Source organism: Mesobacillus campisalis, assembly GCF_000986785.1.
Classification (GTDB): Bacteria; Bacillota; Bacilli; order Bacillales; family Cytobacillaceae; genus Mesobacillus_B; species Mesobacillus_B campisalis.
The window spans coordinates 20515-42352 of the sequence record NZ_LAYY01000031.1; the positions used below are offsets into that span (position 1 = coordinate 20515).

Annotated in this window: 19 protein-coding genes; 11 read left to right on the plus strand and 8 right to left on the minus strand. The window is 47.6% G+C overall.

The window, feature by feature from the left end:
- Positions 1 to 168: 168 nt before the first annotated feature.
- From WQ57_RS19330 to WQ57_RS19350, 5 genes are all read left to right on the plus strand, one after another.
- Entirely contained in the window at positions 169 to 2154 is a 1986-nt protein-coding gene (locus tag WQ57_RS19330; RefSeq protein ID WP_046525413.1) for a S9 family peptidase, read from the plus strand.
- Positions 2155 to 2329: 175 nt separating this feature from the next.
- Positions 2330 to 3274: an LCP family protein gene (locus tag WQ57_RS19335; RefSeq protein ID WP_084820328.1), complete on the plus strand. Its 945-nt coding sequence runs from the start codon at positions 2330 to 2332 to the stop codon at positions 3272 to 3274.
- An 86-nt stretch (positions 3275 to 3360) separates the two neighbouring features.
- Entirely contained in the window at positions 3361 to 3975 is a 615-nt protein-coding gene (locus WQ57_RS19340; RefSeq protein WP_046525415.1) for a TVP38/TMEM64 family protein, read from the plus strand.
- Between the two features lie 45 nt (positions 3976 to 4020).
- Entirely contained in the window at positions 4021 to 4575 is a 555-nt protein-coding gene (lepB, locus tag WQ57_RS19345) for a signal peptidase I (protein WP_046525416.1), read from the plus strand.
- 585 nt (positions 4576 to 5160) lie between these two features.
- Positions 5161 to 5490 carry a hypothetical protein gene (locus tag WQ57_RS19350; RefSeq protein WP_046525417.1) on the plus strand — a complete coding sequence of 110 codons (330 nt, stop codon included), beginning with the start codon at positions 5161 to 5163 and terminating at the stop codon, positions 5488 to 5490.
- A 50-nt stretch (positions 5491 to 5540) separates the two neighbouring features.
- Here the strand turns inward: WQ57_RS19350 and WQ57_RS19355 are convergent, their stop codons facing one another.
- Positions 5541 to 6686, minus strand: a complete 1146-nt coding sequence (locus tag WQ57_RS19355) for an MFS transporter (protein ID WP_046525418.1) — start codon at positions 6684 to 6686, stop codon at positions 5541 to 5543.
- Between the two features lie 134 nt (positions 6687 to 6820).
- Between WQ57_RS19355 and addB the strand changes: the two genes are divergently transcribed.
- Positions 6821 to 10306 carry a helicase-exonuclease AddAB subunit AddB gene (gene addB, locus WQ57_RS19360; RefSeq protein WP_046525419.1) on the plus strand — a complete coding sequence of 1162 codons (3486 nt, stop codon included), beginning with the start codon at positions 6821 to 6823 and terminating at the stop codon, positions 10304 to 10306.
- A gap of 1 nt (position 10307) precedes the next feature.
- The gene (gene addA, locus WQ57_RS19365; RefSeq protein WP_046525420.1) at positions 10308 to 14048 is read left to right on the plus strand and encodes a helicase-exonuclease AddAB subunit AddA; all 3741 of its coding nucleotides are present in this window, start codon (positions 10308 to 10310) and stop codon (positions 14046 to 14048) included.
- Positions 14049 to 14097: 49 nt separating this feature from the next.
- Here addA and WQ57_RS19370 read toward each other — a convergent pair whose 3' ends face one another.
- The 6 genes from WQ57_RS19370 to WQ57_RS19395 all read right to left on the minus strand — a co-directional run bounded on the left by WQ57_RS19370 (position 14098) and on the right by WQ57_RS19395 (position 16056).
- A complete protein-coding gene (locus WQ57_RS19370) occupies positions 14098 to 14316 on the minus strand; it encodes a spore germination protein (RefSeq protein WP_046525421.1) in 219 nt (72 codons plus the stop codon).
- A gap of 62 nt (positions 14317 to 14378) precedes the next feature.
- A complete protein-coding gene (locus WQ57_RS19375; RefSeq protein WP_046525422.1) occupies positions 14379 to 14753 on the minus strand; it encodes a spore germination protein GerPE in 375 nt (124 codons plus the stop codon).
- On the minus strand, positions 14753 to 14938 hold the full coding sequence (locus WQ57_RS19380) for a spore gernimation protein GerPD (protein WP_046525423.1): 186 nt from the start codon (positions 14936 to 14938) through the stop codon (positions 14753 to 14755). The genes WQ57_RS19375 and WQ57_RS19380 overlap by 1 nt, the downstream gene beginning before the upstream one ends.
- Entirely contained in the window at positions 14935 to 15552 is a 618-nt protein-coding gene (gene gerPC, locus WQ57_RS19385) for a spore germination protein GerPC (RefSeq protein ID WP_046525424.1), read from the minus strand. Before gerPC ends, WQ57_RS19380 begins: the two co-directional genes overlap by 4 nt.
- A gap of 45 nt (positions 15553 to 15597) precedes the next feature.
- On the minus strand, positions 15598 to 15819 hold the full coding sequence (locus WQ57_RS19390) for a spore germination protein GerPB (RefSeq protein WP_046525425.1): 222 nt from the start codon (positions 15817 to 15819) through the stop codon (positions 15598 to 15600).
- 15 nt (positions 15820 to 15834) lie between these two features.
- Positions 15835 to 16056: a spore germination protein gene (locus WQ57_RS19395; RefSeq protein ID WP_046525426.1), complete on the minus strand. Its 222-nt coding sequence runs from the start codon at positions 16054 to 16056 to the stop codon at positions 15835 to 15837.
- A gap of 176 nt (positions 16057 to 16232) precedes the next feature.
- On the opposite strand from WQ57_RS19395, the gene WQ57_RS19400 reads away from it, so the two are divergent.
- The 3 genes from WQ57_RS19400 (at position 16233) to WQ57_RS19410 (ending at position 19217) form a co-directional block, all read left to right on the plus strand.
- Positions 16233 to 17825 (plus strand): long-chain-fatty-acid--CoA ligase, encoded by a 1593-nt coding sequence (locus WQ57_RS19400; RefSeq protein WP_046525427.1) that lies wholly within the window; start codon positions 16233 to 16235, stop codon positions 17823 to 17825.
- A 37-nt stretch (positions 17826 to 17862) separates the two neighbouring features.
- On the plus strand, positions 17863 to 18756 hold the full coding sequence (locus WQ57_RS19405) for a fumarylacetoacetate hydrolase family protein (protein WP_046525428.1): 894 nt from the start codon (positions 17863 to 17865) through the stop codon (positions 18754 to 18756).
- A gap of 104 nt (positions 18757 to 18860) precedes the next feature.
- Positions 18861 to 19217 carry a YisL family protein gene (locus WQ57_RS19410; protein WP_046525429.1) on the plus strand — a complete coding sequence of 119 codons (357 nt, stop codon included), beginning with the start codon at positions 18861 to 18863 and terminating at the stop codon, positions 19215 to 19217.
- Between the two features lie 39 nt (positions 19218 to 19256).
- Here the strand turns inward: WQ57_RS19410 and WQ57_RS19415 are convergent, their stop codons facing one another.
- Positions 19257 to 19817, minus strand: a complete 561-nt coding sequence (locus WQ57_RS19415) for a DUF2777 domain-containing protein (RefSeq protein ID WP_046525430.1) — start codon at positions 19815 to 19817, stop codon at positions 19257 to 19259.
- Between the two features lie 173 nt (positions 19818 to 19990).
- Between WQ57_RS19415 and asnB the strand changes: the two genes are divergently transcribed.
- The gene (gene asnB, locus WQ57_RS19420; protein ID WP_046525431.1) at positions 19991 to 21838 is read left to right on the plus strand and encodes an asparagine synthase (glutamine-hydrolyzing); all 1848 of its coding nucleotides are present in this window, start codon (positions 19991 to 19993) and stop codon (positions 21836 to 21838) included.

A 21838-nucleotide genomic window follows, 5' to 3' on the forward strand; every position in this document is an offset into this window, starting at 1 on the left:
CGTACTGCATGGACAGGTTTGTTTTCAAGTGCTTTTAAATGAAGGGCTATCTAATTTACGTTTTTCCACCTCCTACGAAAAAATTCACCAAACAAAATCTTTTTCGAAGAAGGGAAAATATTTCTGTTATCGAAATATAAGAGCAAAAGCGGCAAAGGAGGAAACGACATGGAATCTAAAAAACTTGCCCAACCCGAGGATTTGCTGGAATTAAAATCGGTCACTGACCCGCAAATGTCGCCGGACGGGAAAAAATGCGCCTATGTTCAGACAGAAATTGTCAAAGGGAAAAACGACTATGCCTCTAACTTATACATATTGGATCTTGCTGGAAACTCAGGGCCAAAACAATGGACGTTTGGAAATGTCCGCAATCATTCGCCGAAGTGGTCTCCGGATGGCACAAAGCTTGCATTTGTTTCAACGAGGGAAGGAAAAGCCCAGGTTTTTGTACTTGAGGCTGGAGGAGGAGAAGCAAGGAAGCTGACTTCCTGCCCTCATGGCGCAAGCGGGCCCATTTGGTCGCCCGACAGCAGAAGAATTGCTTTTTCAGCACATCTGAAACCGGGAGAAGAGTTGATTTCAGAGAAAGAAGAGGATAAAGAAAAGAAGCAGCCCGAACCTCTCGTTGTGGATAAAATGAAGTATAAGTCAGATAGTGCCGGATTCTGGGATGGAACTTACAAGCAGGCAGCGGTTGTGGATGTGGCAACCCGCAAAACAGTACTTCTTACTAAAGGAGAGTGTGATAGCCAGGCTGATAGCTGGTCGCCGGACGGAGAATGGGTGGCGGTGTCAGGGAATCCGAATAAAGACCAGGATCTCTCTTTCCTCAGTGATATACGCCTCATTCAGATTGAATCGGGGAATGAAACGGTGATAACTAATGGCGGAGGATATTTTGGGGACGCGTCCTTTTCTCCGGATGGAAAGTATCTTGGCTATCTTGGCCATGAACGTGAATTTGAGAATGCGACCCTTGTAAAACTGTGGCTTTATGAGCTAGAAACCGGAATCACCACTTGTGTGACAGATGGGCTCGACATCCATGTCGGCGATGCCATGGTCGGTGATTTCCAGCAGGGAGCCAAGGTGCCGGGAATCCTGTGGGGCAAGGAGGGAAGCTTTTACTTCCTGGCTTCCGATAATGGGAATACGGTAATTTATTATGGGAATGTCAATGGGGAGGTCTATCCGGCCTTGCTGGATGACCAGCATGTATACGGCATGTCGCTTGATCCCCGGAAGCAGGAGATTGTAGCGGCCATCAGCAGGCCGTCACTCCCCGGCGAATTATTCAAACTTGAGGTGACGACAGGGCAGCTAAAACAGCTGACGGCAGTCAATGAGGCTCATGTCCGCACTCTAAAACTGAGTGAACCGGAAAGAATACAATTCGGCTCCAGTGACGGCTTGAACCTGCATGGCTGGCTGCTCAGGCCGACCATATTCCGTGAAGGGGAGAAATATCCGCTTGTGGTTGAAATCCACGGAGGGCCGCACGCCATGTATGGCAACACATATTTTCAGGAACTTCAGGTCCTTGCGGCAAAGGGCTATGCGGTTTTGTATATAAACCCTAGAGGAAGCCACGGTTATGGGCAGGATTTCGTTGATGCGGTAAGAGGCGATTACGGCGGTGGGGATTACGAAGATATCATGGCTGCTGTCGATTATGCGCTTCAAACGTACTCCTTCCTGGATGGAAACCGTCTGGGCGTCACGGGCGGCAGCTACGGCGGCTTCATGACGAACTGGATTGTCGGGCACTCGACCCGCTTCAAGGCGGCTGTTACCCAGCGGTCGATCTCAAATTGGATCAGTTTTTACGGTGTCAGCGACATCGGATATTATTTTACGGAGTGGCAGATAAAGGCTGACCTCGAGAACCTGGACAAATTGTGGAAGCATTCTCCGATTGCCTACGTTGACAAGATCCAAACTCCGCTCCTGATTCTGCACAGCGAAAAAGATTACCGCTGTCCCATCGAACAGGCTGAACAGCTTTTTATTGCTCTTAAAAGGCAAGGCAAAAAGGCTAGGCTGATACGGTTCCCCGAATCCAACCACGAGCTTTCGCGCAGCGGCAAGCCTGACTTTAGGCTGCAGCGGCTAGAATATATAGCAGGCTGGTTCGAAGAGAATTTAAAATAAGAAAGGATTCCGCAAAGTTACCGGCTTTGCGGTTTTTTTAGCAAAGGCAAAAAAATTTGGCAGAACAGGTTAAGCAAGGGCAAAAAGAAGGAAAATAAGAGAAACAGTAAATGAAACCTTTGAAAGGGTTTTAATGTCAACATATATATCTAACAAAATGGATGGAGGAAATTTGATGAGAGCAGAGCGCCATGAGAGAAAAAAGCGGAAAGGCCGGCGGAGAATCAGATGGGCATCTGTTCTGATTGTTCTTTTCCTCCTGGGGGGAGCAGCCGGCCTGTATGCCTATCTCCAATATCGGTCGGGAGTCGCAGCATCCCAGCAAGTAGTGGGGGAAAAGCCCGAGGAGTATCCTTTTGAAGGAAGAAGGGATGAAAATGGCTTGACGAATATCCTCCTTCTGGGGAGTGATTCCAGGAAAGGGGAAAAGGCGCGTACGGATACGATCATGATTGCCAGCTATAATCCTGATAAAGGAACCTATAAGCTCGCTTCCATCATGCGTGATACGTACGTAGGCATTCCGGAGCATGGGGAAAATAAAATCAATTCAGCATTTGCATATGGCGGTCCGGAACTGGTGCGCCAGACCATTAAAGAAAATTTTGATGTGGAACTTCAATATTATGCAATTGTTGATTTTAAAGGATTTGTCAATGTAATTGATACTGCTTTCCCCGATGGTGTTGAAGTGGAAGTTGAAAAACAGATGTCTGACAATATTGGCGTAACGCTTGAACCTGGCGTTCAAAGGCTGGATGGAGAGCATTTGCTTGGGTATGTCCGGTTCAGGCAGGATGCGGTAGGAGACTTTGGCAGGGTTGAGAGGCAGCAAAAGGTCATCAAGGAAGTAGGAAACCAGTTTGCAACCTTCCAAACAGTGCCCAAGCTTCCCAAGCTCGTCGGAGTAATTACTCCCTTCGTCAATACAAATCTAAACACAAGGGATATGATCTCAATCGGCAAAGGGTTCCTGTCCAAGGATAGCCGGAATGTTGAAACACTTAGGATTCCGGTAGAAGATTCCTACCAGGATATGCGGGTAAGCGGGGCCGGTCTTGTTCTGTCCATCGACCTTGAGCAAAACCGCGAGGCCTTGAAACAATTTTTATATGAGTAATTTGCCATCTGCTTTTTTTAGGAATCAAAAAAGGTGTACAATGGGTATGAGGCTTACATACCCTCTTCGCAATAAAGGAGAATTCAATGGATTTGGAATTTCTGAAGGAATCGATCACACTAGAAAATTTAATGGATTTAATCGGTCAATACCGGGCTCTTGGGCCTTTTGCGGGAATCCTTCTCCCCATGCTGGAAGCGTTCCTGCCGTTTCTGCCTCTCTTTTTGTTCGTTATGGCCAATGCCAACGCGTTTGGTCTATGGCTGGGATTCCTTTTTTCCTGGATTGGGGCCTGTACAGGAGCCATGCTGGTTTTTTGGCTCGTCCGTAAATATGGACAAAGGCGGATGCTGCAATTCTTGCAGAGGCACAAGCAGGTACGGAAAGGGATGAACTGGGTGGAGCGCCATGGATTCGGCCCGTTATTTCTGCTGCTGTGCTTTCCTTTCACTCCCTCTGCCCTTGTAAATATCGTGGCAGGCCTGTCTAAAATAAGTCTGCATCAATATATGCTCGCCGTTATGGCCGGCAAAATGGTGATGATATTTACCATCAGTTTCGTTGGCCATGATATTCGTTCACTTATCACGCAGCCGGTTAGGACAGCAATTGTTGGCCTGATTATATTCGCTCTTTGGTATGTAGGTAAGTTAATTGAAGTAAGAATGAATATGAGTGTTGATAAGGACCATGCTGAATAGCTCGCAAAAGAAAGTCGAGGTTGAATAAAGAGGCGGTGGTTTCAGGTGAACGATGGATTGAAAAGTGAAAGTGCACAGTGGCTGAAGGCTGCAGCGGCAGGAGTCATCATTTTCGCGTTTATTCGCATATTCTTTTTCACCAGTTATATTGTTGAAGGAGAATCTATGATGCCTACGCTGGAGGAAGGCAATAAGCTGGTTGTCTATAAGATTGGCTTTCAGCCGGAAGAGCTGGAGCGGTTCGATGTAATTGTCTTTCACGCGAATAAAAAGGAAGATTATGTTAAAAGGGTCATAGGCCTTCCCGGTGATGAGATTGAATATCGGAACGATGAACTGTTCATTAACGGCAAGAAAGTAGATGAGCCGTTCCTGGAAAAATACCGGGCCAAAGCTTTTAATGGCTCTCTGACAGGAAACTTTACCCTCGAAGAAATCACTGGGAAGAAAAAGGTCCCGGAAGGGCAGCTCTTTGTAATGGGCGATAATCGCCATGGCAGCTGGGACAGCCGCCACTTTGGCTATATTCCTGTTAAGGAAGTTGTAGGGAAAGTAAATCTCAGGTATTGGCCGCTGGAAGAATTGGATATGTCATTTTAGTGCATCCGGAGGGATGCATTTTTTAATAGCAGAATGCAGATTACGGGTAAACACGGTTTGTGCTGGAAAAAAAGTAACTGATAGGCTGCCTCAGTGCCTCTTTTTCGGTAAACTCTCGGAAAAAGGTATCTGACAGGCTGCCTCAGTACCTCTTTTTCGGTAAACTCTCGGAAAAAGGTACCTGACAGGCTTTCTCAGTGCCTCTTTTTCGGTAAACTCTCGGAAAAAGGTACCTGACAGCCCTCCTCAGTGCCTCTTTTTCGGTGAACTCTCGGAAAAAGGTACCTGATAGGCTGCCTCAGTACCTCTTTTTCGATGAACTCTCGGAAAAAGGTACCTGATAGGCTGCCTCAGTACCTCTTTTTCGGCGAACTCGCTCAAAAAGGTACCTGACAGCCTCCCTCAGTGCCATCTTTACAGCACCCCTCCGCAAAAAGGTACCTGACAGCCCGCTCGCCCCCATTTTCCGCTCGCCCCCAACTGACACAGCAAATTGGCAGAGGTTTTAATAAAGATGAGCATGCTGATTGAGATTCAACGGGCCCCTGCTTGGGTAAATCAATTAAAAAGAGAGGAGCTGCATGAATGGAAGAACAAAAAAGAACCTACTATGTAAGTATCGCCAGCGGGGAAATTCTGGAGCAGGCAGCGGAACCGGAAGGGCAATTTAAAATCAGGGCAACAGATGAGGAAGTAAAGCATCTTAAAGAATTCATGGTTGACAATTATAAGGCGGACTGGAAATCTTTTTGGGAGGCGCATGTTCCTTTCAAGCAGTATCATACCAATAAAACCAACCCCGAGTATGATGATACGATGAAGGAAATGTACGCTATGATCTATGAACTTGGAGATGAGGAGACCAGACAGCATATTTCCAGCATGGGTTATGTTGGAAGCGACAATTTGGACTAAGGCTGAAAAGGATTGGGCGACGAATGCCCAATCCTTTTTATTGCCCATTTTCAGGAGCGTACTGTCCTTCCTTTTAAAAGCAGATAGCAGATTCCCAAATTGCCGGTGAAAATGGCGGACAGGAGCAGGAGAACGTCGAAGAAGCCGAAGAAGGAGGCAATTCCGGGTGCCAGGCTGGCGCCTGAAAGCAGGATAAAAGAGTACAGGGAAAGCGCCTTTGCCCTATTGTTTCCGGCAAAAGTGCCAATTAAGGTTATGACTGTAGGAATGGTAAGCGAGATGGAGGAAACAAATAGGATCGAGAAAATAATCAGGCCAGCATTTGTATGAAATAGGGCCATGGCGGAAACGCTGGCCGCGCCCGCAGCAAGCCCGGCAGCCAAAGTTTTAATTTCACCGGCTTTTTCAATTAATTTTCCAGTAAAAAGGGATACGCAGGCTCCAATCAATCCGACTGTCCGTATCAGGAAGAGATCGGCCTCAGAACCGGTAAAGAATCTCCCGAGGGCATCATAAAAGGCAATCACTGAAAAGAGAAGCGTAAAAGAGACAAGATAGCATTTAAATAAGTAAGGGTTTCTGAGCAGGGACCGGAACACAAGAAACATAGATTCCTTTTCCAGCACGGGTGCAGGAGAGGCGGGCAGAAGGAGGAAAGCCAGCGAGAATAGAATTAAGTAGCAAACAGCAAAAAAGTGAAACACACTGGTCCAGGAAAGCCAGGCAGTCAGGAAGGCGCTGACAAGCTGTCCGAAAATGCCCGCAATCAGAAATCCTGTATTGATCAGGACGACAAGCATCGTACGCTGTTTAACTGGAAAGGCATCGTAGGAGTAGGCAAACACAACTGAAGCAAAGGAAGCAAGCGTAAACCCCTGGATGGAGCGGGTTATCCAGAGGCTCTCTGGTCCAGAGGACAATCCGACGCAAGACGTCGCCAGTGCGGAGGCAAGGAGTCCGAAAACAAGCACTTTCCTCAACCCTGTGTACGATGACAGCATACCAAGGGATAGAAGCCCGCATGCATAAAAGCAGGTAAACAGGCTCCCCGCCAAGACGACATCACCAGCAGGGATGCCGAGGTCTTTGGCAATGATTCCATAGATGGGGACCAAAGTATAAATATTGCTTGCCACCAGGATGGCACAGGCTGTCAAAAGAACAAAGCCAGTTGGCAGATTTGCTTTTGAGTACATAGTATCACCTAGGATAAGGTATGCGAATGAACCTGCTTTTGAAGGTTGTTTTTGGCAATACTATTTCGCATTAATCATCACCGGGTTATGGTATCATCAATTAATAGAAACATAGGTTAAAAGGAGGAAGAGATATGGCTGTTCGCTTTGTATTGGGGCGTTCCGGGAGCGGCAAGACGGAACTCTGCTTAAAGGAAATTGTCGGCAAGCTGACTGAGGAACCGGCAGGAGATCCGATTGTCTACCTTGTGCCCGAGCAGATGTCCTTCCTGTCAGAATATCGGCTGTCGACAACTCCTGGCCTTGGGGGCATGATCCGGACCCAAGTCTACAGTTTTCCCCGGCTTGCCTGGAGAATCCTTCAGGAAACGGGCGGATTTACCCGTTATCACCTAACCAGTGTCGGGGTCAGCATGATGATCAGGAAAATCATTGAAGATAAAAAAGACGAATTGAAAATTTTTCAGCGCACTGCTGATAAAAGTGGCTTTATCCAACAGATGGAACAAATGCTGATTGAATTTAAGCGCTATGCAATCAAGCCTGAAGACCTTGCTTCAGGTCCTGGCGGGGAAACCGGAGACAAGGCGCTCGGTGAAAAGCTCCATGACCTGGAGATCATCTACCGCCAGTTTGAAGATGAACTATTCGGCAAATACATTGATTCGGAAGATTATTTCCGCTTGCTGGCGGAAAAGATTCCGGCTTCACAGTATCTAAGAGATGCCGAAATTTATATTGATGGTTTTTATACTTTTACCCCGCTGGAATACAGGATCATCGAGCAGCTGATGAATACTGCCAGGCGTGTTACCATAGCCCTGCCGCTTGACCGTGCATTTAAGCATAATGGGCCGGATGAACTGCACCTGTTCAGGCTTACCGGGGAAACCTGCCGGACTCTGCATGAAATCGTCCAGGCAAACGGAATTGAACTCGAGGATGAGGTGACCCTATCTGGCCAGCTCAGGTGGCAGGATGAGTCGCTTAAGCATCTCGAGAGTGCTTTTGAGTCGCGCCCTGCAAACCCCTATCAAGCACGGGCAAGTATCCATATTGCCGAAGCCGCAAACCGGCGGGCCGAGGTGGAAGGAATTGCCCGCAAAATCCGGAGCCTTGCCAGGGAACGCGGATTCAGGTATCGGGATATGGCTATTCTGACCCGGAATGGACAGGATTACCGGGATATTCTGGAAACGGTATTTACAGATTATGAGATTCCTTACTTTATAGACCGCAAGAGCACCATGCTCAGCCATCCGCTTATTGAACTGGTGCGCTCAAGCCTTGAAACCGTAATTGGAAACTGGCGGTATGAGCCAATTTTCCGGGCGATAAAGACGGACTTGTTCTTTCCGCTGGGAGCGAGCATCGAGAAGGAACGAGAGCGGATGGATGTCCTTGAAAACTATGTGCTCGCCTATGGCATTCAGGGGGATAAATGGACAAGGAAGGATCCATGGGTTTACAGGCGCATCCGGGGACTTGAACACTCGGAGCAGGTACAGACAGATGCCGAAAAAGAGAGGGAAGAGCTATTGAACCGGCTGCGGGGCATGATTACTGCCCCACTGCAGCGAATGGCCCGGCGTCTTAAGCGGGCGGATAATGGGCGCAAACTTTGTGAAGCCGTCTACCTTTTCCTTGAAGAACTTAATATTCCCGCAAAGCTGGAAGAATGGCGGCTTGCAGCCGAATCGAAGGGAAGGCTGGTGGAAGCGAGAGAGCATGACCAGGCCTGGAATGCGGTCATTGAGCTGCTTGATGAGTTTGTGGAGATGCTTGGAGAAGAAGAAGTGTCCAAAGGCCAGTTCATGGCTATTCTGGATGCCGGATTTGAATCCTTGAATTTCTCGCTCATTCCTCCTGCGATCGACCAAGTCCTTGTGGCTGACCTGGAAAAATCCAGGCTTGCTGACATTAAGGCTGCTTTTGTTATCGGAGTGAATGAAGGTGTGCTCCCCGCCAAGCTGACTGAGGATGGAATTCTTGGCGACGATGACCGCGAAGCTCTGCAGGAAGGGGGACTGCAGCTAGGTGCCACCAGCCGGCAAAAGCTACTTGATGAGAACTTCCTGGCATATAAGGCGTTCACAACTCCTTCCGAACTGCTTTATGTCAGCTATCCGATTGCCAATGAAGAGGGCAAGGCGCTGATTCCATCGTCTTACATCAAGAGAATGGAGGATTTGTTCCCTTACCACATCAGGCATGTTTTTACAGCTGACCCCTCCGAGTTATCAGAGCTGGAGCAGCTTGAGTATGTTTCGGGCGAAAATACGGCGCTGAGCTACCTTGCATCCCAGCTCCAGCTCAAGAAACGGAATTATCCCATCTATGATCTATGGTGGGATGTTTATGATTACTATATGGGAAGCACCCGCTGGCAGGAAACAGCAAGCAAGGTATTAAGCAGCCTGTTTTATGAAAACAGTCCTCAAAAGCTGTCCGAAAAGGTCAGCACCGAGTTATACGGCGAAGAAATACAGGCCAGCGTATCGAGAATGGAGCTTTTTAACAGCTGTGCGTTCTCGCATTATGTTCAGCATGGTTTGCGGCTTCGGGACCGGCAGATTTTCCGCCTGGAAGCTCCAGATATCGGGGATTTATTCCATGCCGCTTTAAAATACATTGCCGAAACAGTGATGAGGGAGAACTTATCATGGGCCAGCCTGACAAGGGCACAGTCCGAGGAGCTTGCGAAGGAGGCGGTGGAGAAGCTGGCTCCAAGGCTTCAAAACGAAATCCTGCTAAGCTCGAACCGGCATCATTATATTAAACAGAAACTCGAAAAAATCATCAGCCGTGCATCCATCGTCATGAGCGACCATGCAAAGGCAAGCGGCTTCTCGCCTGTTGGGCTTGAGCTAGGGTTTGGGCGCCAGGGGACACTTCCGCCGCTGGGCTTTACCCTGAAAAACGGGACAAAAATGGAACTGATGGGACGGATAGACAGGGTCGACAAAGCGGAGGATAACAGCGGAATGTACCTCAGGGTTCTTGATTATAAATCAAGCGAGAAAGAGTTGAACCTCACGGAGGTTTATTACGGACTTGCTTTGCAGATGCTGACGTACCTGGATATTATCATCACCCACTCGCCGCTGATTGCCGGAAAGGAAGCGGACCCAGCAGGGGTCCTCTATTTCCACGTCCATGATCCAATCGTGAATGCGTCGAGAATGCTGTCGCTGGATGAAATTGAAGAGGAAATCATTAAGCAGTTCAAGATGAATGGACTACTGCTGGCTGATGAAAATGTCATTAGAATGATGGACCGCACACTCGACAGTGGATCAAGCTCCCAAATCATCAGCGCCGGCTTCAAGAAAGACGGCAGCATGACAAAGGCTTCAAAGGTGGCAAGCCATGAGGACTTTGATCATTTACGGCGGTTCGTACGGCAAAAATACATCGAGACAGGGAATGAAATTGTCAGCGGCATTGTGGATATTGCGCCATTTAAGCTAAAGGACAGGCTGCCGTGTACCTTCTGTTCCTTTAAGTCCATCTGCCAGTTTGACAGAACCATTGAAACGAACGAATTCAGAAAGCTTGTCCCGAAAAGCAAGGAAGATATCCTTGAGGCGATCAGAAAGGAGGAGAACCTGATTGACTAGCATGAAAATCCCGCCTAAACCGGAGGGAGCTACCTGGACAGATGACCAGTGGAAGGCGATTATGGCAAAAGGACAGGATATTCTCGTTGCGGCAGCCGCTGGATCAGGCAAAACAGCGGTGCTCGTAGAGCGGATTATAAAAAAGATTACTTCTGAAGATGCTCCGCTGGATGTCGATGAGCTTTTGGTCGTAACCTTTACCAACGCTTCCGCTGCCGAAATGCGCCATCGCATTGGGGAAGCCCTGGAAAAGGCGATCGACAGCCAGCCGGGCTCTGCCCATTTGCGAAAGCAATTGAGCCTTCTCAACCGGGCTTCCATTTCGACCCTTCATTCCTTTTGCCTTGAAGTCATCCGCAAATATTATTACCTGATTGATGTGGATCCCGGATTCAGGATAGCCGACGAAACGGAAGGGCAATTATTAAGGGACGAAGTGATAGATGAATTATTTGAGGAAGAGTACGGCCGGAAAGACAATCTTGCCTTTTTCAGGCTTGTTGATACCTTCACCAACGACCGAAGTGACGAAGCCTTAAAAGACATTATTCTTGAACTATACGACTTTTCCAGGTCCAATCCTTCCCCGGAGGGCTACTTGGATTCCATCGCTTCGATGTATGACACGGCGAGCGGCGCTTCGATTGATGACCTGCCTTTCGTCCAGTCCTTAAAACTTGATTTGGAACTGCAGCTACAGGGAGCGAAACGGCTGCTTGAGCAGGGTCTGGAATTAACGAAGCTGCCCAATGGCCCAGCACCGCGAGCAGCAAATTTCCTTGAAGACCTTGCGCTTGTGGAGTCCTTGATATCTGCTCAGCAAGACTCCTGGATGGCCCTTTACGAAATGATGCAGAAGGTGGATTTTAAGCGGGCAAAAGCATGCAGCCCGAAGGAATACGATAAGGACCTGATTGACAAGTCAGGCAAGCTAAGGGACAAAGCGAAAAAACTGGTGCAGGAAATGCAAGCGGAGCTCTTTTCACGCAAGCCGGCCAGCTTCCTGAGAGATATGGAAGAGATGAAGCCTGTCATTGAGACACTGACAAGGCTGGTGAAGATATTTGGGGAACGGTTCGCCGCTTTAAAACAGGAAAAGGGCCTGGTCGATTTTTCAGACCTCGAGCATTACACCCTGAACATTCTTTCCGACGCAGGCCAAGCAGGAAGGCAGCTTGTTCCTTCCGAGGCCGCATTGAACTATCGCAAAAAGTTCAAGGAAGTGCTAGTCGATGAATATCAGGATACCAATATGGTGCAGGAAGCAATCCTGCAGCTTGTCACGGCCGACGGGGAACACAGCGGCAATCTCTTTATGGTCGGCGATGTCAAACAGTCGATTTATCGTTTCCGGCTGGCTGAACCAAACCTTTTCCTCAACAAATACAGCCGGTTTACCGCCGACGGGGACGGAATAGGGCTTAAAATTGATTTGGCGAAAAATTTTCGGAGCCGGGGGGAAGTGCTCGATGGAACGAATTATCTGTTCAAGCAAATCATGGGAGTACGGGTTGGTGAAATCGACTATGACGAGAATGCCGAACTGAAAAAAGGTGCTCCTTATCCTGATGAGCCATTTCCAGTAGAACTCCTGCTCATCGATCAGGAAGGAGCTGCACTGCCGGAGGAAGAGGATGGGCAAAAAGAAGGCTTTGATGCCGAAGAGCTTGAGCAGTCCCAGCTGGAAGCGAGACTGATGGCCAAGAAGATCAGGGAAATGATTTCGGAGAGAAGACCTGTCTATAATCCGAAAAACCAAAGTGGGGAGCCAATAAAGTATCGCGATATTGTCATCCTTGTCCGTTCCATGACATGGGCGCCACAGTTTATGGAAGAGTTCAAGCAGCAGGGGATTCCTTCTTATGCGAACTTATCAACCGGCTATTTCGAAGCGACGGAAGTGGCCATCATGCTTTCCCTTCTGAAGGTCCTGGATAACCCGTTCCAGGATATACCGCTGGCATCTGTGCTGCGCTCGCCGATTGTCGGGCTAAATGAAGAGGAGCTGGCCATTATCCGGATCCACGATAGAAAAGGAAGCTATTACGATGCTCTTGCTGCCTTCTGTGCGCGGCCTGCAGGCGAAGGACATGAGGAACTTTATGAAAAGGCCAGGCCGTTTTACGACCGTCTCAGGGAGTGGAGGACAAAAGCCAGGAAGGAAGCTGTTTCGGATTTAATCTGGCATCTGTTCCGTGAGACCCGCTTTTATGATTTTGTCGGCGGGATGCCTGGAGGGAAGCAGCGGCAGGCCAATCTGCGAGCTTTGTACGACCGGGCCAGGCAGTATGAATCCACTTCTTTCCGCGGCTTGTTTCGCTTCCTCCGTTTTATTGAACGAATGCGTGACCGCGGGGATGACCTTGGTACTGCAGGCGCCATCGGGGAGAAGGAGGATGTGGTCCGGATTATGACCATCCATAGCAGCAAAGGACTGGAGTTTCCGGTTGTTTTTGTAGCGGGGTTGGCCCGCCAATTCAACACAATGGATTTGAAGAAGCCATTCATGCTTGATAAAGAGTATGGATTTGCGTCCAAGTACGTGAACCCGGATAAGCGAATTTCCTACCCATCCCTGCCGCAGCTGGCTTTTAAGCGAAAGAAGAAAATGGAAATGCTGGCTGAGGAAATGCGCGTATTGTATGTGGCCCTTACCCGCGCCAAGGAGAAGTTGTTTCTGTTGTCTACAGTGAAGGATGCCCAAAAGACGATTGAAAAGTGGTCCCAGGCGGCAACCCAGCCCTATTGGCTGCTCGAAGACTATTTAAGGGCGTCTGCCAACAGCTACCTTGAATGGATCGGCCCTGCCCTGGCAAGGCACCGGGATGCAGGTTCCATTTTTGGAGATGAAAGGGATACTGACAATGACCTGGCAGGCCATCCTTCGCGCTGGAAGATTCATGTTTATGAGGCAAACGAAGTTGCCCGCCTTTGGGAGGAGGAGAACTTTGAACGCGAAGATAAACTGGAAAAAATCAGGTCAGGAGAACCTGTTTCTTCTCCTTCATCTTATGCTGTGGCAGTCCAAACCCAGCTATCCTGGAAATATGCGTATAGTGAAGCAGCCACTCACCGTTCAAAGCAGTCCGTTACTGAAATGAAACGCAATCATGAGGTGCGTGACGCAGAGAGCGGGACGGATTTCCTGCGAACATTTTCCAAACCTATTTTGAACCGGCCGAGATTCATGCAGGAAAAGAAGCTTACCCCAGCGGAAAAGGGAACGGCGATGCACATGGTCATGCAGCATATCGACCTAAGCAAGCCGGTGACCGAGCAGTCTGTTACGGAACAATTGGATCAGATGACCACATCGGAGCTCTTGTATCCGGAGCAGAGGGAGGGAGTCGAGATTGAATGGATCTTGGCATTTTTCGACACAGAGCTGGGACAGCGCCTGCTTAATGCGGAAAAGGTAAATAGGGAAGTGCCATTTTACCTGTCCTTGCCGGCTGAGCAAGTCTACCCGGACTGGAAAGGGGAAGATGAGCAAATTTTCATCCAGGGAGTCGTAGATTGCGTGTTTGAGGATGAATCGGGACTGGTCTTGCTTGACTTCAAAACCGATACAATTGGAGACCGGTATAAAGGCGGTTTTGAGCAGGCCCGGCCCATTCTCGAAGAAAGGTATCGTATCCAGCTGGCCCTCTATGCAAAAGCCCTCGAGCAGGTTTGGAAAGTCCCTGTAAAGGAACGCTACCTCTACTTCTTTGACGGCGGACATCTTTTGAAACTGGATTAACAGAATAATGAATGAAGGAAAGGACTGACCTAGTGGTCAGTCCTTTTTGTCAGTTATTTCCGATTGTTGGCTGATCAACCAAATTGGAGTCAACGACATTGTTTGCATTCAATCCGTTATTTGTAACAATAAAACCTCCCGTATTGGCTGCTCCCTGCCCTGAGGTCGACTTTGAATTGCTTTTTGGCGAGATAATAAGGGAGTCTCCAAATTGGACGTTTCCTCCTCCTACGTTAATGATTTGCACAGGTCCGACGAAAGCTGGCATTTAAAACATCCTTTTCTAATAGGCTCCTGCTGTAACATATGCAGTGGGGCAGGCTTATGTTCTTACTCCGGCTCTGGAAGAAGCTGGCGGATGTGCTTCACCCTTGCTTCCATTGAAACATGCCTCGTATTTCCGAGATGAACCACAGCGCTTGCAGACACCCCGGTAACACCAATTTTTCCGATTCGGATGCAAGGTGTGATATATTGCCGGGACATTTGAACTTGTTCTGTAATCGGGCTAAGCGGGAGAGGCTCTGAAAATACCCTGTAACTGGTGAAATTGCCTTCGTTTCCGAAGAAAATTTCTGCCTGCCTTTGTACGGCGAGCGCCCGTGAAAACCCTTGTATTCTGTTCGAGTCCCCAATTTGCAGGACAGAGGCAAGGGACACACTTTTCACCTCCACATTGTCAACGTGGACTGTTCTCCCGGACATTATGCACCCGTCTCCGGGGCCAGCGGAACAAATGGCCCAATTAACAGGGATTCTGGTGGAGTATCAAAGGTGGCGGCGAGCTGGATGGTTTCTGCATCGCCGATAAGAAATAGGGAGGAACTGGAGACACCGAGGATATGGATATTTCCCACCTGCAATTCCTTGTTATAGACATTAAAAATCACTCTGGCTCCTCCTTTGCTCTCTGTTGAAGCTGGCTTAAAAATACGAAAACTCCTTGCCTGATTTCATTTTTAATTTTTTCCACAATCTCTTGCTGCCCTGCAGAATTCAGCTCCCGGTCCTCAGTTGAAATAGTGTCCAGGTGGGCGGAGATCCGTTGCGGAAGCTGCCTGGTGATATCTTCCTTGATAAGTGAATAATAAGATTCATCAACCGAAAAATTAAGATTTTCCTGTGCCTCCTCATATATTGCCGGAAGAGAGCTCTCCAAAAACTCTCTTACTTCGCTTTCAATGTCACCGCTTCTCTTTATCATTTTAAAGGGTTTTTTTGGAGACATTGGCGTCTGAATCCCCTGGTTTTCAACAGCAAAATCCGAAATTTCCTCCAAATCGGAGGGATTCAACCCGATATTCAGTGTCCCTTCAAGGCTTTCGACTTTCAATTGGTCGAATTTATATTCAATTGTACCGACTTGGACAGGAGGCCGTTCCTTTAACTTTGCAAATTCCTGCTGAAGCTCATTTAGTTTCTTTTCAAGTGCCATGATTTTTTTAGCCTGCATTTCAATAAAGGTATGAAGTTCTCTCATATATTGGTATATTTCCCTGTTCAAGGAACCCACCTCTATTCATTTTTGTGCAAAAGAATTTCTTCAAGACTATGTGGGGGATTGAAGCGGCACCAGCGGCCCGGGAGAAAAGGATGGACTGCCTGGCTGGACTGCTTCCGGTGCAGGAGCGGTAAATCCTCCGGTATTATACAGATAGGAAGCAGGTTTAATCACTCCCGCACTTCCGATTTGCAGGACCGAAGAGTTGCTGATGCCCTCAATCCTGATTAAATTAATGTTTATGCTTTGCTTTATATAATAATTCGCCATCGCTCTCACCTGCTGTTAGGCATTAAAATAATTCCCCTGATCCACGCTGTCCTGGTCGAAGGTATTCGTTGAACTCTTATTGTTATAAAGTGTCACTGTATCCCCGGTATTAAAGGAACCTGCTCCTGAAAAAGTCTTGGCAGTGGAGACCGGCATGATTTTATAAACGTCGCCAATATGGAATACACCGCTGCTTCCAACCGAGATGACCTGTACTGCTCCAACGATTGCTGGCATAATACAACACCCTTATAGAGGTTTTGCTAATATCCTATGTCAGCGGAGGAAGCGTGTGATTAAAATGCCTCTTTTATAATTTAAAAACGAAAAACGACACAAACCGACATTATTAGCTGGAAAGATTATGGTAAGATATTATTAGAATTTTCTGCACTAAGAGAAGGGGGATTGACATGGACGTACCATTGATATTAACGCATTTTCTCGATCGTGCCGTATCTTTATACGGGGAAAAGAAGGCCGTTTTTTGTGAGGACAGAGAGTTTACATACCGGGAATTGAACAGCCGAGTAAATAGACTGTCCAATGGGCTCAGGAAGCTTGGAGTGAAAAAGGGAGACAGGATCGCCTATCTCGCTCCAAATACAGTCGAAATGCTTGAAGGCTTTTACGGAGTATTTCAGCTTGGCGCTGTCATGGTCCCGCTAAACATCCGTCTCAAACCGGATGATTACCTTTTTATCCTGAATCATAGTGAATCCAAGGTGTTATTTGTCGACCAGGAGCTGTATCATCTTATTGCCCCTGTCAAGGACAAACTAGAGACTGTTGAGAGGATCATTGTTCATTACCATGACGGCTCGAGCCCTGAGGCAGGGTATGATGAGTGGCTTAAAGGAAACTCTGAGGCGCCATTTGATCGGGAGTTCCTTGAGGAACAGGATGTTTGCAGCCTGTTATACACAAGCGGCACAACCGGAAACCCAAAGGGCGTAATGCTGACCCATAGGAATAATTACCTGCATGCATTAAGTTCCATGCACCATTTGCGGGTAAGTGACGAGGATGTCCTCATTCATGTACTGCCCATGTTTCACGTCAACGGCTGGGGCTCGCCATTTTACTATACAGCCAATGGAGCAGCACAAGTCTGCTTAAGAAAAGCCGCGCCAGAATCGATTTTTGCCGCGATTGCAAAGCACGGTGCGACCGTCATGCATATGGCCCCGACAGTGCTGAATTCCATTCTTCAGCATTATGAACAGCATGTCCCTGAGGTGAAGGATAATATAAGGGTAGTAATCGCAGGTTCGGCCCCGCCTCCGGCATTTGTAACAAGAGTCGAAAAAGAGCTGGGCTGGGAGTTCATCCAGGTATACGGAATGACAGAATCGTCGCCGCTCAGCACTGTTTCCACCGTACGCTCCCATTTGAAAAGGCTTCCATTAAATGAACAATATCGAATGAAGGCGAAAGCCGGGGTCCCGATGATTGGCAGCGAAGTGAAGGTTGTGAACGAGCTGGGAAGGGAGGTTGCCGGAAATGGGATGGAAATTGGGGAAGTGGTGGTCAGAAGCAACGGAGTCATGAAGGGGTACTGGAAAAACGACGAAGCAACAATGGAAGCGATTCGCGATGGCTGGCTGCATACAGGCGATATGGCCAATGTCGATTCATATGGGAATATCGAAATTGTCGACCGCAAAAAAGATGTAATTATCTCGGGCGGCGAGAACATATCCTCAATCGAAGTGGAAGGTGTTCTCTATGATCATCCTGCGGTTCTTGAGGCGGCTGTGATTGCGGTTCCTCATGAAAAATGGGGCGAAACACCACATGCCTATGTTGTGCTTCGCCCTGGGACCACTATTACGGAAAAGGAACTGATTGATTTTTCCAGGGAAAAGCTGGCTCACTTCAAGGCTATTACGGGTGTCACATTTGTCGATGAACTGCCGAAGACCGCATCCGGTAAAATCCAGAAGGTACATTTGCGAAATGAATATTGGGAAGCCCAAGGCAAAACCGGCAAGTTTGTGAATTAAGGGAAGGGATCCAATAAAGACAAGGAGCAGATTCCACATGAAGTTCGTTACAGCAGAAGACAGGCAGGGCGTTTTTATTGGCATGGTTCATGAATCAGGGGAAAAGGTTCTTGCCCTGGGACGGGCACAGCAGAAATTGGAAGGAATAAATACGTTCCCGGAAACCATGCACGAGTGCATTGCTTTAGGTGAAGGATTTTTAACCATGGCCCATGAAATTTTTGCGATGGCAGGGGAGGAACTGTTTCTTCCTCTGTCAGAGGTGAGCCTGCTGGCCCCTATTCCGCGTCCCGCGAAAAATATATTTTGTGTGGGGAAGAATTATATTGAACATGCGCTGGAGCTTGGCAGCAAAGAAGATATTCCGGAGCATCTTATGGTATTCACCAAGGCCCCGACCACTGTCATCGGGTTCGGACAATCCATTCCGGCCCATGAACAGGTATCAGAAGAGCTTGATTATGAAGGAGAGCTTGCCGTTGTCATTGGAAAAGAGGGACGAGCGATTAAAGAGGAGCATGCTCTTGAGCATATATTTGGCTATACGATCATCAACGATGTGACCGCCCGTGACCTCCAGGCAAGGCATAGGCAATATTTTATCGGCAAAAGCCTGGACGGCACCTGTCCAATGGGGCCATGGATAGTTCATTTCTCTGCCATTGGAAGTCCAAACAGCCTGAGGATTGAGACCAGGGTGAATGGCGAAGTCCGGCAATTGTCGAATACGGAACATTTTATTTTTCCTATTCAAAAGATCATAGCTGAACTGTCCAAAGGAATGACCCTGGAACCAGGTGACATTATTGCAACCGGCACCCCTTCAGGAGTAGGCAAAGGCTTTCGTCCTCCCAAATTCCTGCAAAAAGGGGATGAAATCGAAATATTTGTTGAAGGCATAGGCAAGCTGGTAAATAGTGTTGGGGAATAAAGGATAGTTCGACAATTTTCCTCCTTTTCCCACCATAATTTTAGGAAAATTTGTCCTCCTGTGATATGATAAGGTAGACTTATTGATAATAGGAGGCAAGCAATATGGTACATGCCCATATGACCGCATGGTTCTTGGCTGTCATTTTATTTTTTGTTGCTCTGGGCCTGCACAAGGGCGGTAAACAAAAAGGTTTCAAGATTGTACAGATGATTTTGCGAGTCTTGTACATACTGATTCTTGCAACTGGTCTGGGACTGCTTTTCAGCCTGGCCAATATCAGCATGATGTATATTTTAAAAGTGGTCGTTGGCCTTTGGGTCATCGCGATGATCGAAATGATTTTGGGGCGGAAGGCAAAGGGAGAAAGAACACAGGTATTGTGGATTCAGTTTATCATTGCCTTTGTACTTGTCCTGTACCTTGGATTTTCCCTTCCATTGGGAACGTATATTTTTTAAAAAAAGGAAAAAGCTGCCGCGTGGCAGCTTTTTTTCTTCTTAGGAAATCTTTTCTATCACAGTACGCTTTCCGCTGCTAAGGGTAAATTCAAAGCGGTCGCTACGAGAACTGGCATAATCAAAATGGTGCTGGATGCTGCAGATGCATTCTTCGTTGTCAAAAATCAGGAAGTTTACACCACATGCTCCCTCATTTCCGTTTAGGAAGGTAAGGTGGTTATAGCAGTAAATGCAATCATGGATGGAAAAATGAAGGGAGTTCAGGGTATTGATAAAATACAAAAAGGCCTCATCCTTCAGTTCATCAAGCAGTCTTTCCAAGGAATAGATCAATTGTTTCCTGATCCTGATACTCTCGCCGTCAAACAGGCTTATCATTTTCCTGTCACATTGGACTTTCCCGTTTTCCAGCAGCAATCCTCTTTGCCAGCTCTGTTCACGAAACACTTCGACCTCCTGGTTGATATGATGCTCCAAAAGCGAAGCTTCTTCCGTTTCCTCATCGAAAAAAACCCATTGCTGGTTAATGAACTCAATTGTGCCGGCATCAAATGCTCCAAGCTGATTTTCTATTAGCTTAATTCGTTGCTGTCGATTCATCATTAACCTCCGTATTTAGCTACTCACCATCCTTTCTAGACATCATTGCCGAATTTTATAACTGCAAATGTAAAGATATCGTCTCTAATTTTAACCATCCATATTCCTGCTGCATAAGATTAACCATAGCCCAAAAAATGGATATGTTCCGCTAAAGGAAGGATGGATGTTAAATGTGTGGGATAACCGGCTGGATTGATTATCGAAGAAATTTGCAGAATGAGCGGCAGACCATATTGAAGATGGCGGATACCTTGGCCAAAAGAGGGCCTGATGATACCAATATTTGGGTTCAAACGCATGCTGCCCTGGGTCATAAAAGACTTGTGGTTGTGGACCCCGAGGGCGGCCGGCAGCCGATGACCAGAAACAAGGGGGATAACCGCTATACCATTTGTTATAACGGTGAACTATATAATACCGAAGATTTGAGAAAAACGCTTTCACTAAAAGGATATTCTTTTGATGGCCATTCTGATACAGAAGTTTTATTAACTGCGTACCTGGAATGGAAAGAAAATTGCCTTGAGTACTTAAACGGAATCTTTGCCTTTGCTGTCTGGGATGAGGCAGAGGAAAAACTGTTTATTGGCAGGGACCGTCTGGGAGTAAAGCCGCTCTTCTTTACGGAGACTGCTGCGGGGCTGCTCTTCGCTTCAGAGCAGAAAGCCATTCTTGCCCATCCGGAAGTCCAGGCGGCAGTCAGCATGGAGGGGCTAAGTGAGCTATTTGGGTTGGGCCCATCCCGCTCTCCGGGTACGGGAGTCTTCAAGGGGATCAAGGAATTAAGACCGGCACATGCCCTTCATTTTTCGAAGAATGGCCTGAAAATTTGGCGATATTGGAATGTGAAAAGTGAAACACATCGTGACAGCCTTGAGGAGACTGCAGAGAAAATCCGATTCCTGTTCACGGATGCTGTTAAACGCCAGCTGGTATCGGATGTTCCCCTGTGTACTTTCCTTTCCGGAGGAGTGGATTCAAGTGCCATTACAGCGATTGCCGCAAAAGAGTATGAAGCTTCCGGAAAAGGGAGGCTGCATACGTATTCCATTGATTACGAAGGGAATGCAAAATATTTTAAGGAGAATGAATTTCAGCCTAACTCGGATGCAGCCTGGATCAGAAAGATGTCGGATGCCTTCTCGACTGTCCATCATGATTGTGTGATTTCCCAGCAGCAGCTGGCCGGCCTTCTCGAACAGGCTGTCCATTATCGTGATTTGCCGGGAATGGCCGATATTGATTCTTCACTATTATGGTTTTGCGGAGAGATTAAAAATGACTTTACTGTGGGCTTGTCAGGAGAATGTGCAGATGAAATCTTTGGCGGTTATCCATGGTTCCGCCGGGAAGAGGATTTCAAACGGGCCGGTTTTCCCTGGATGAGGTCCATTGAAGCAAGACAGGGGCTGCTGCGGGAACATTGGCGAAAAAAACTGAACCTGGAAGAGTATATGATGGACCGATATGCCGAAACGATCGCTGAGGTTCCTCGGCTTGAAGGAGAATCCGGTGACGCGGCAAAAAGACGTGAACTGTTTTACCTAAACATCATTTGGTTTATGACTACGCTGCTCGACCGCAAGGACAGGATGAGCATGGGAGCGAGCCTGGAAGTGAGAGTCCCGTTTGCGGACCATAGATTGGTAGAGTATGTTTGGAACATACCTTGGGATATGAAGATGCATGGCAATCGGGAAAAGGGGATTTTGAGAAAAGCCCTTGAGGGAATTCTTCCTGATGAAGTGCTTTACCGGAAGAAGAGTCCCTATCCGAAAACACATCATCCTGCTTATACGGAAGGTGTCAAGAGCATGCTTTCCGGTTTTCTCGAAGACTCCAATAGCGCCTTGCATGAGTTCTTTGACAGGCAACAACTGTTGACCATGATTGAGACAGACGGGAAAAGCTTCTCTTCGCCATGGTTTGGCCAGCTGATGACAGGTCCGCAGCTTTTGGCCCATATCGCCCAGATTCACATCTGGTTCAGGGATTATAATGTAAATATAGCAGAATAG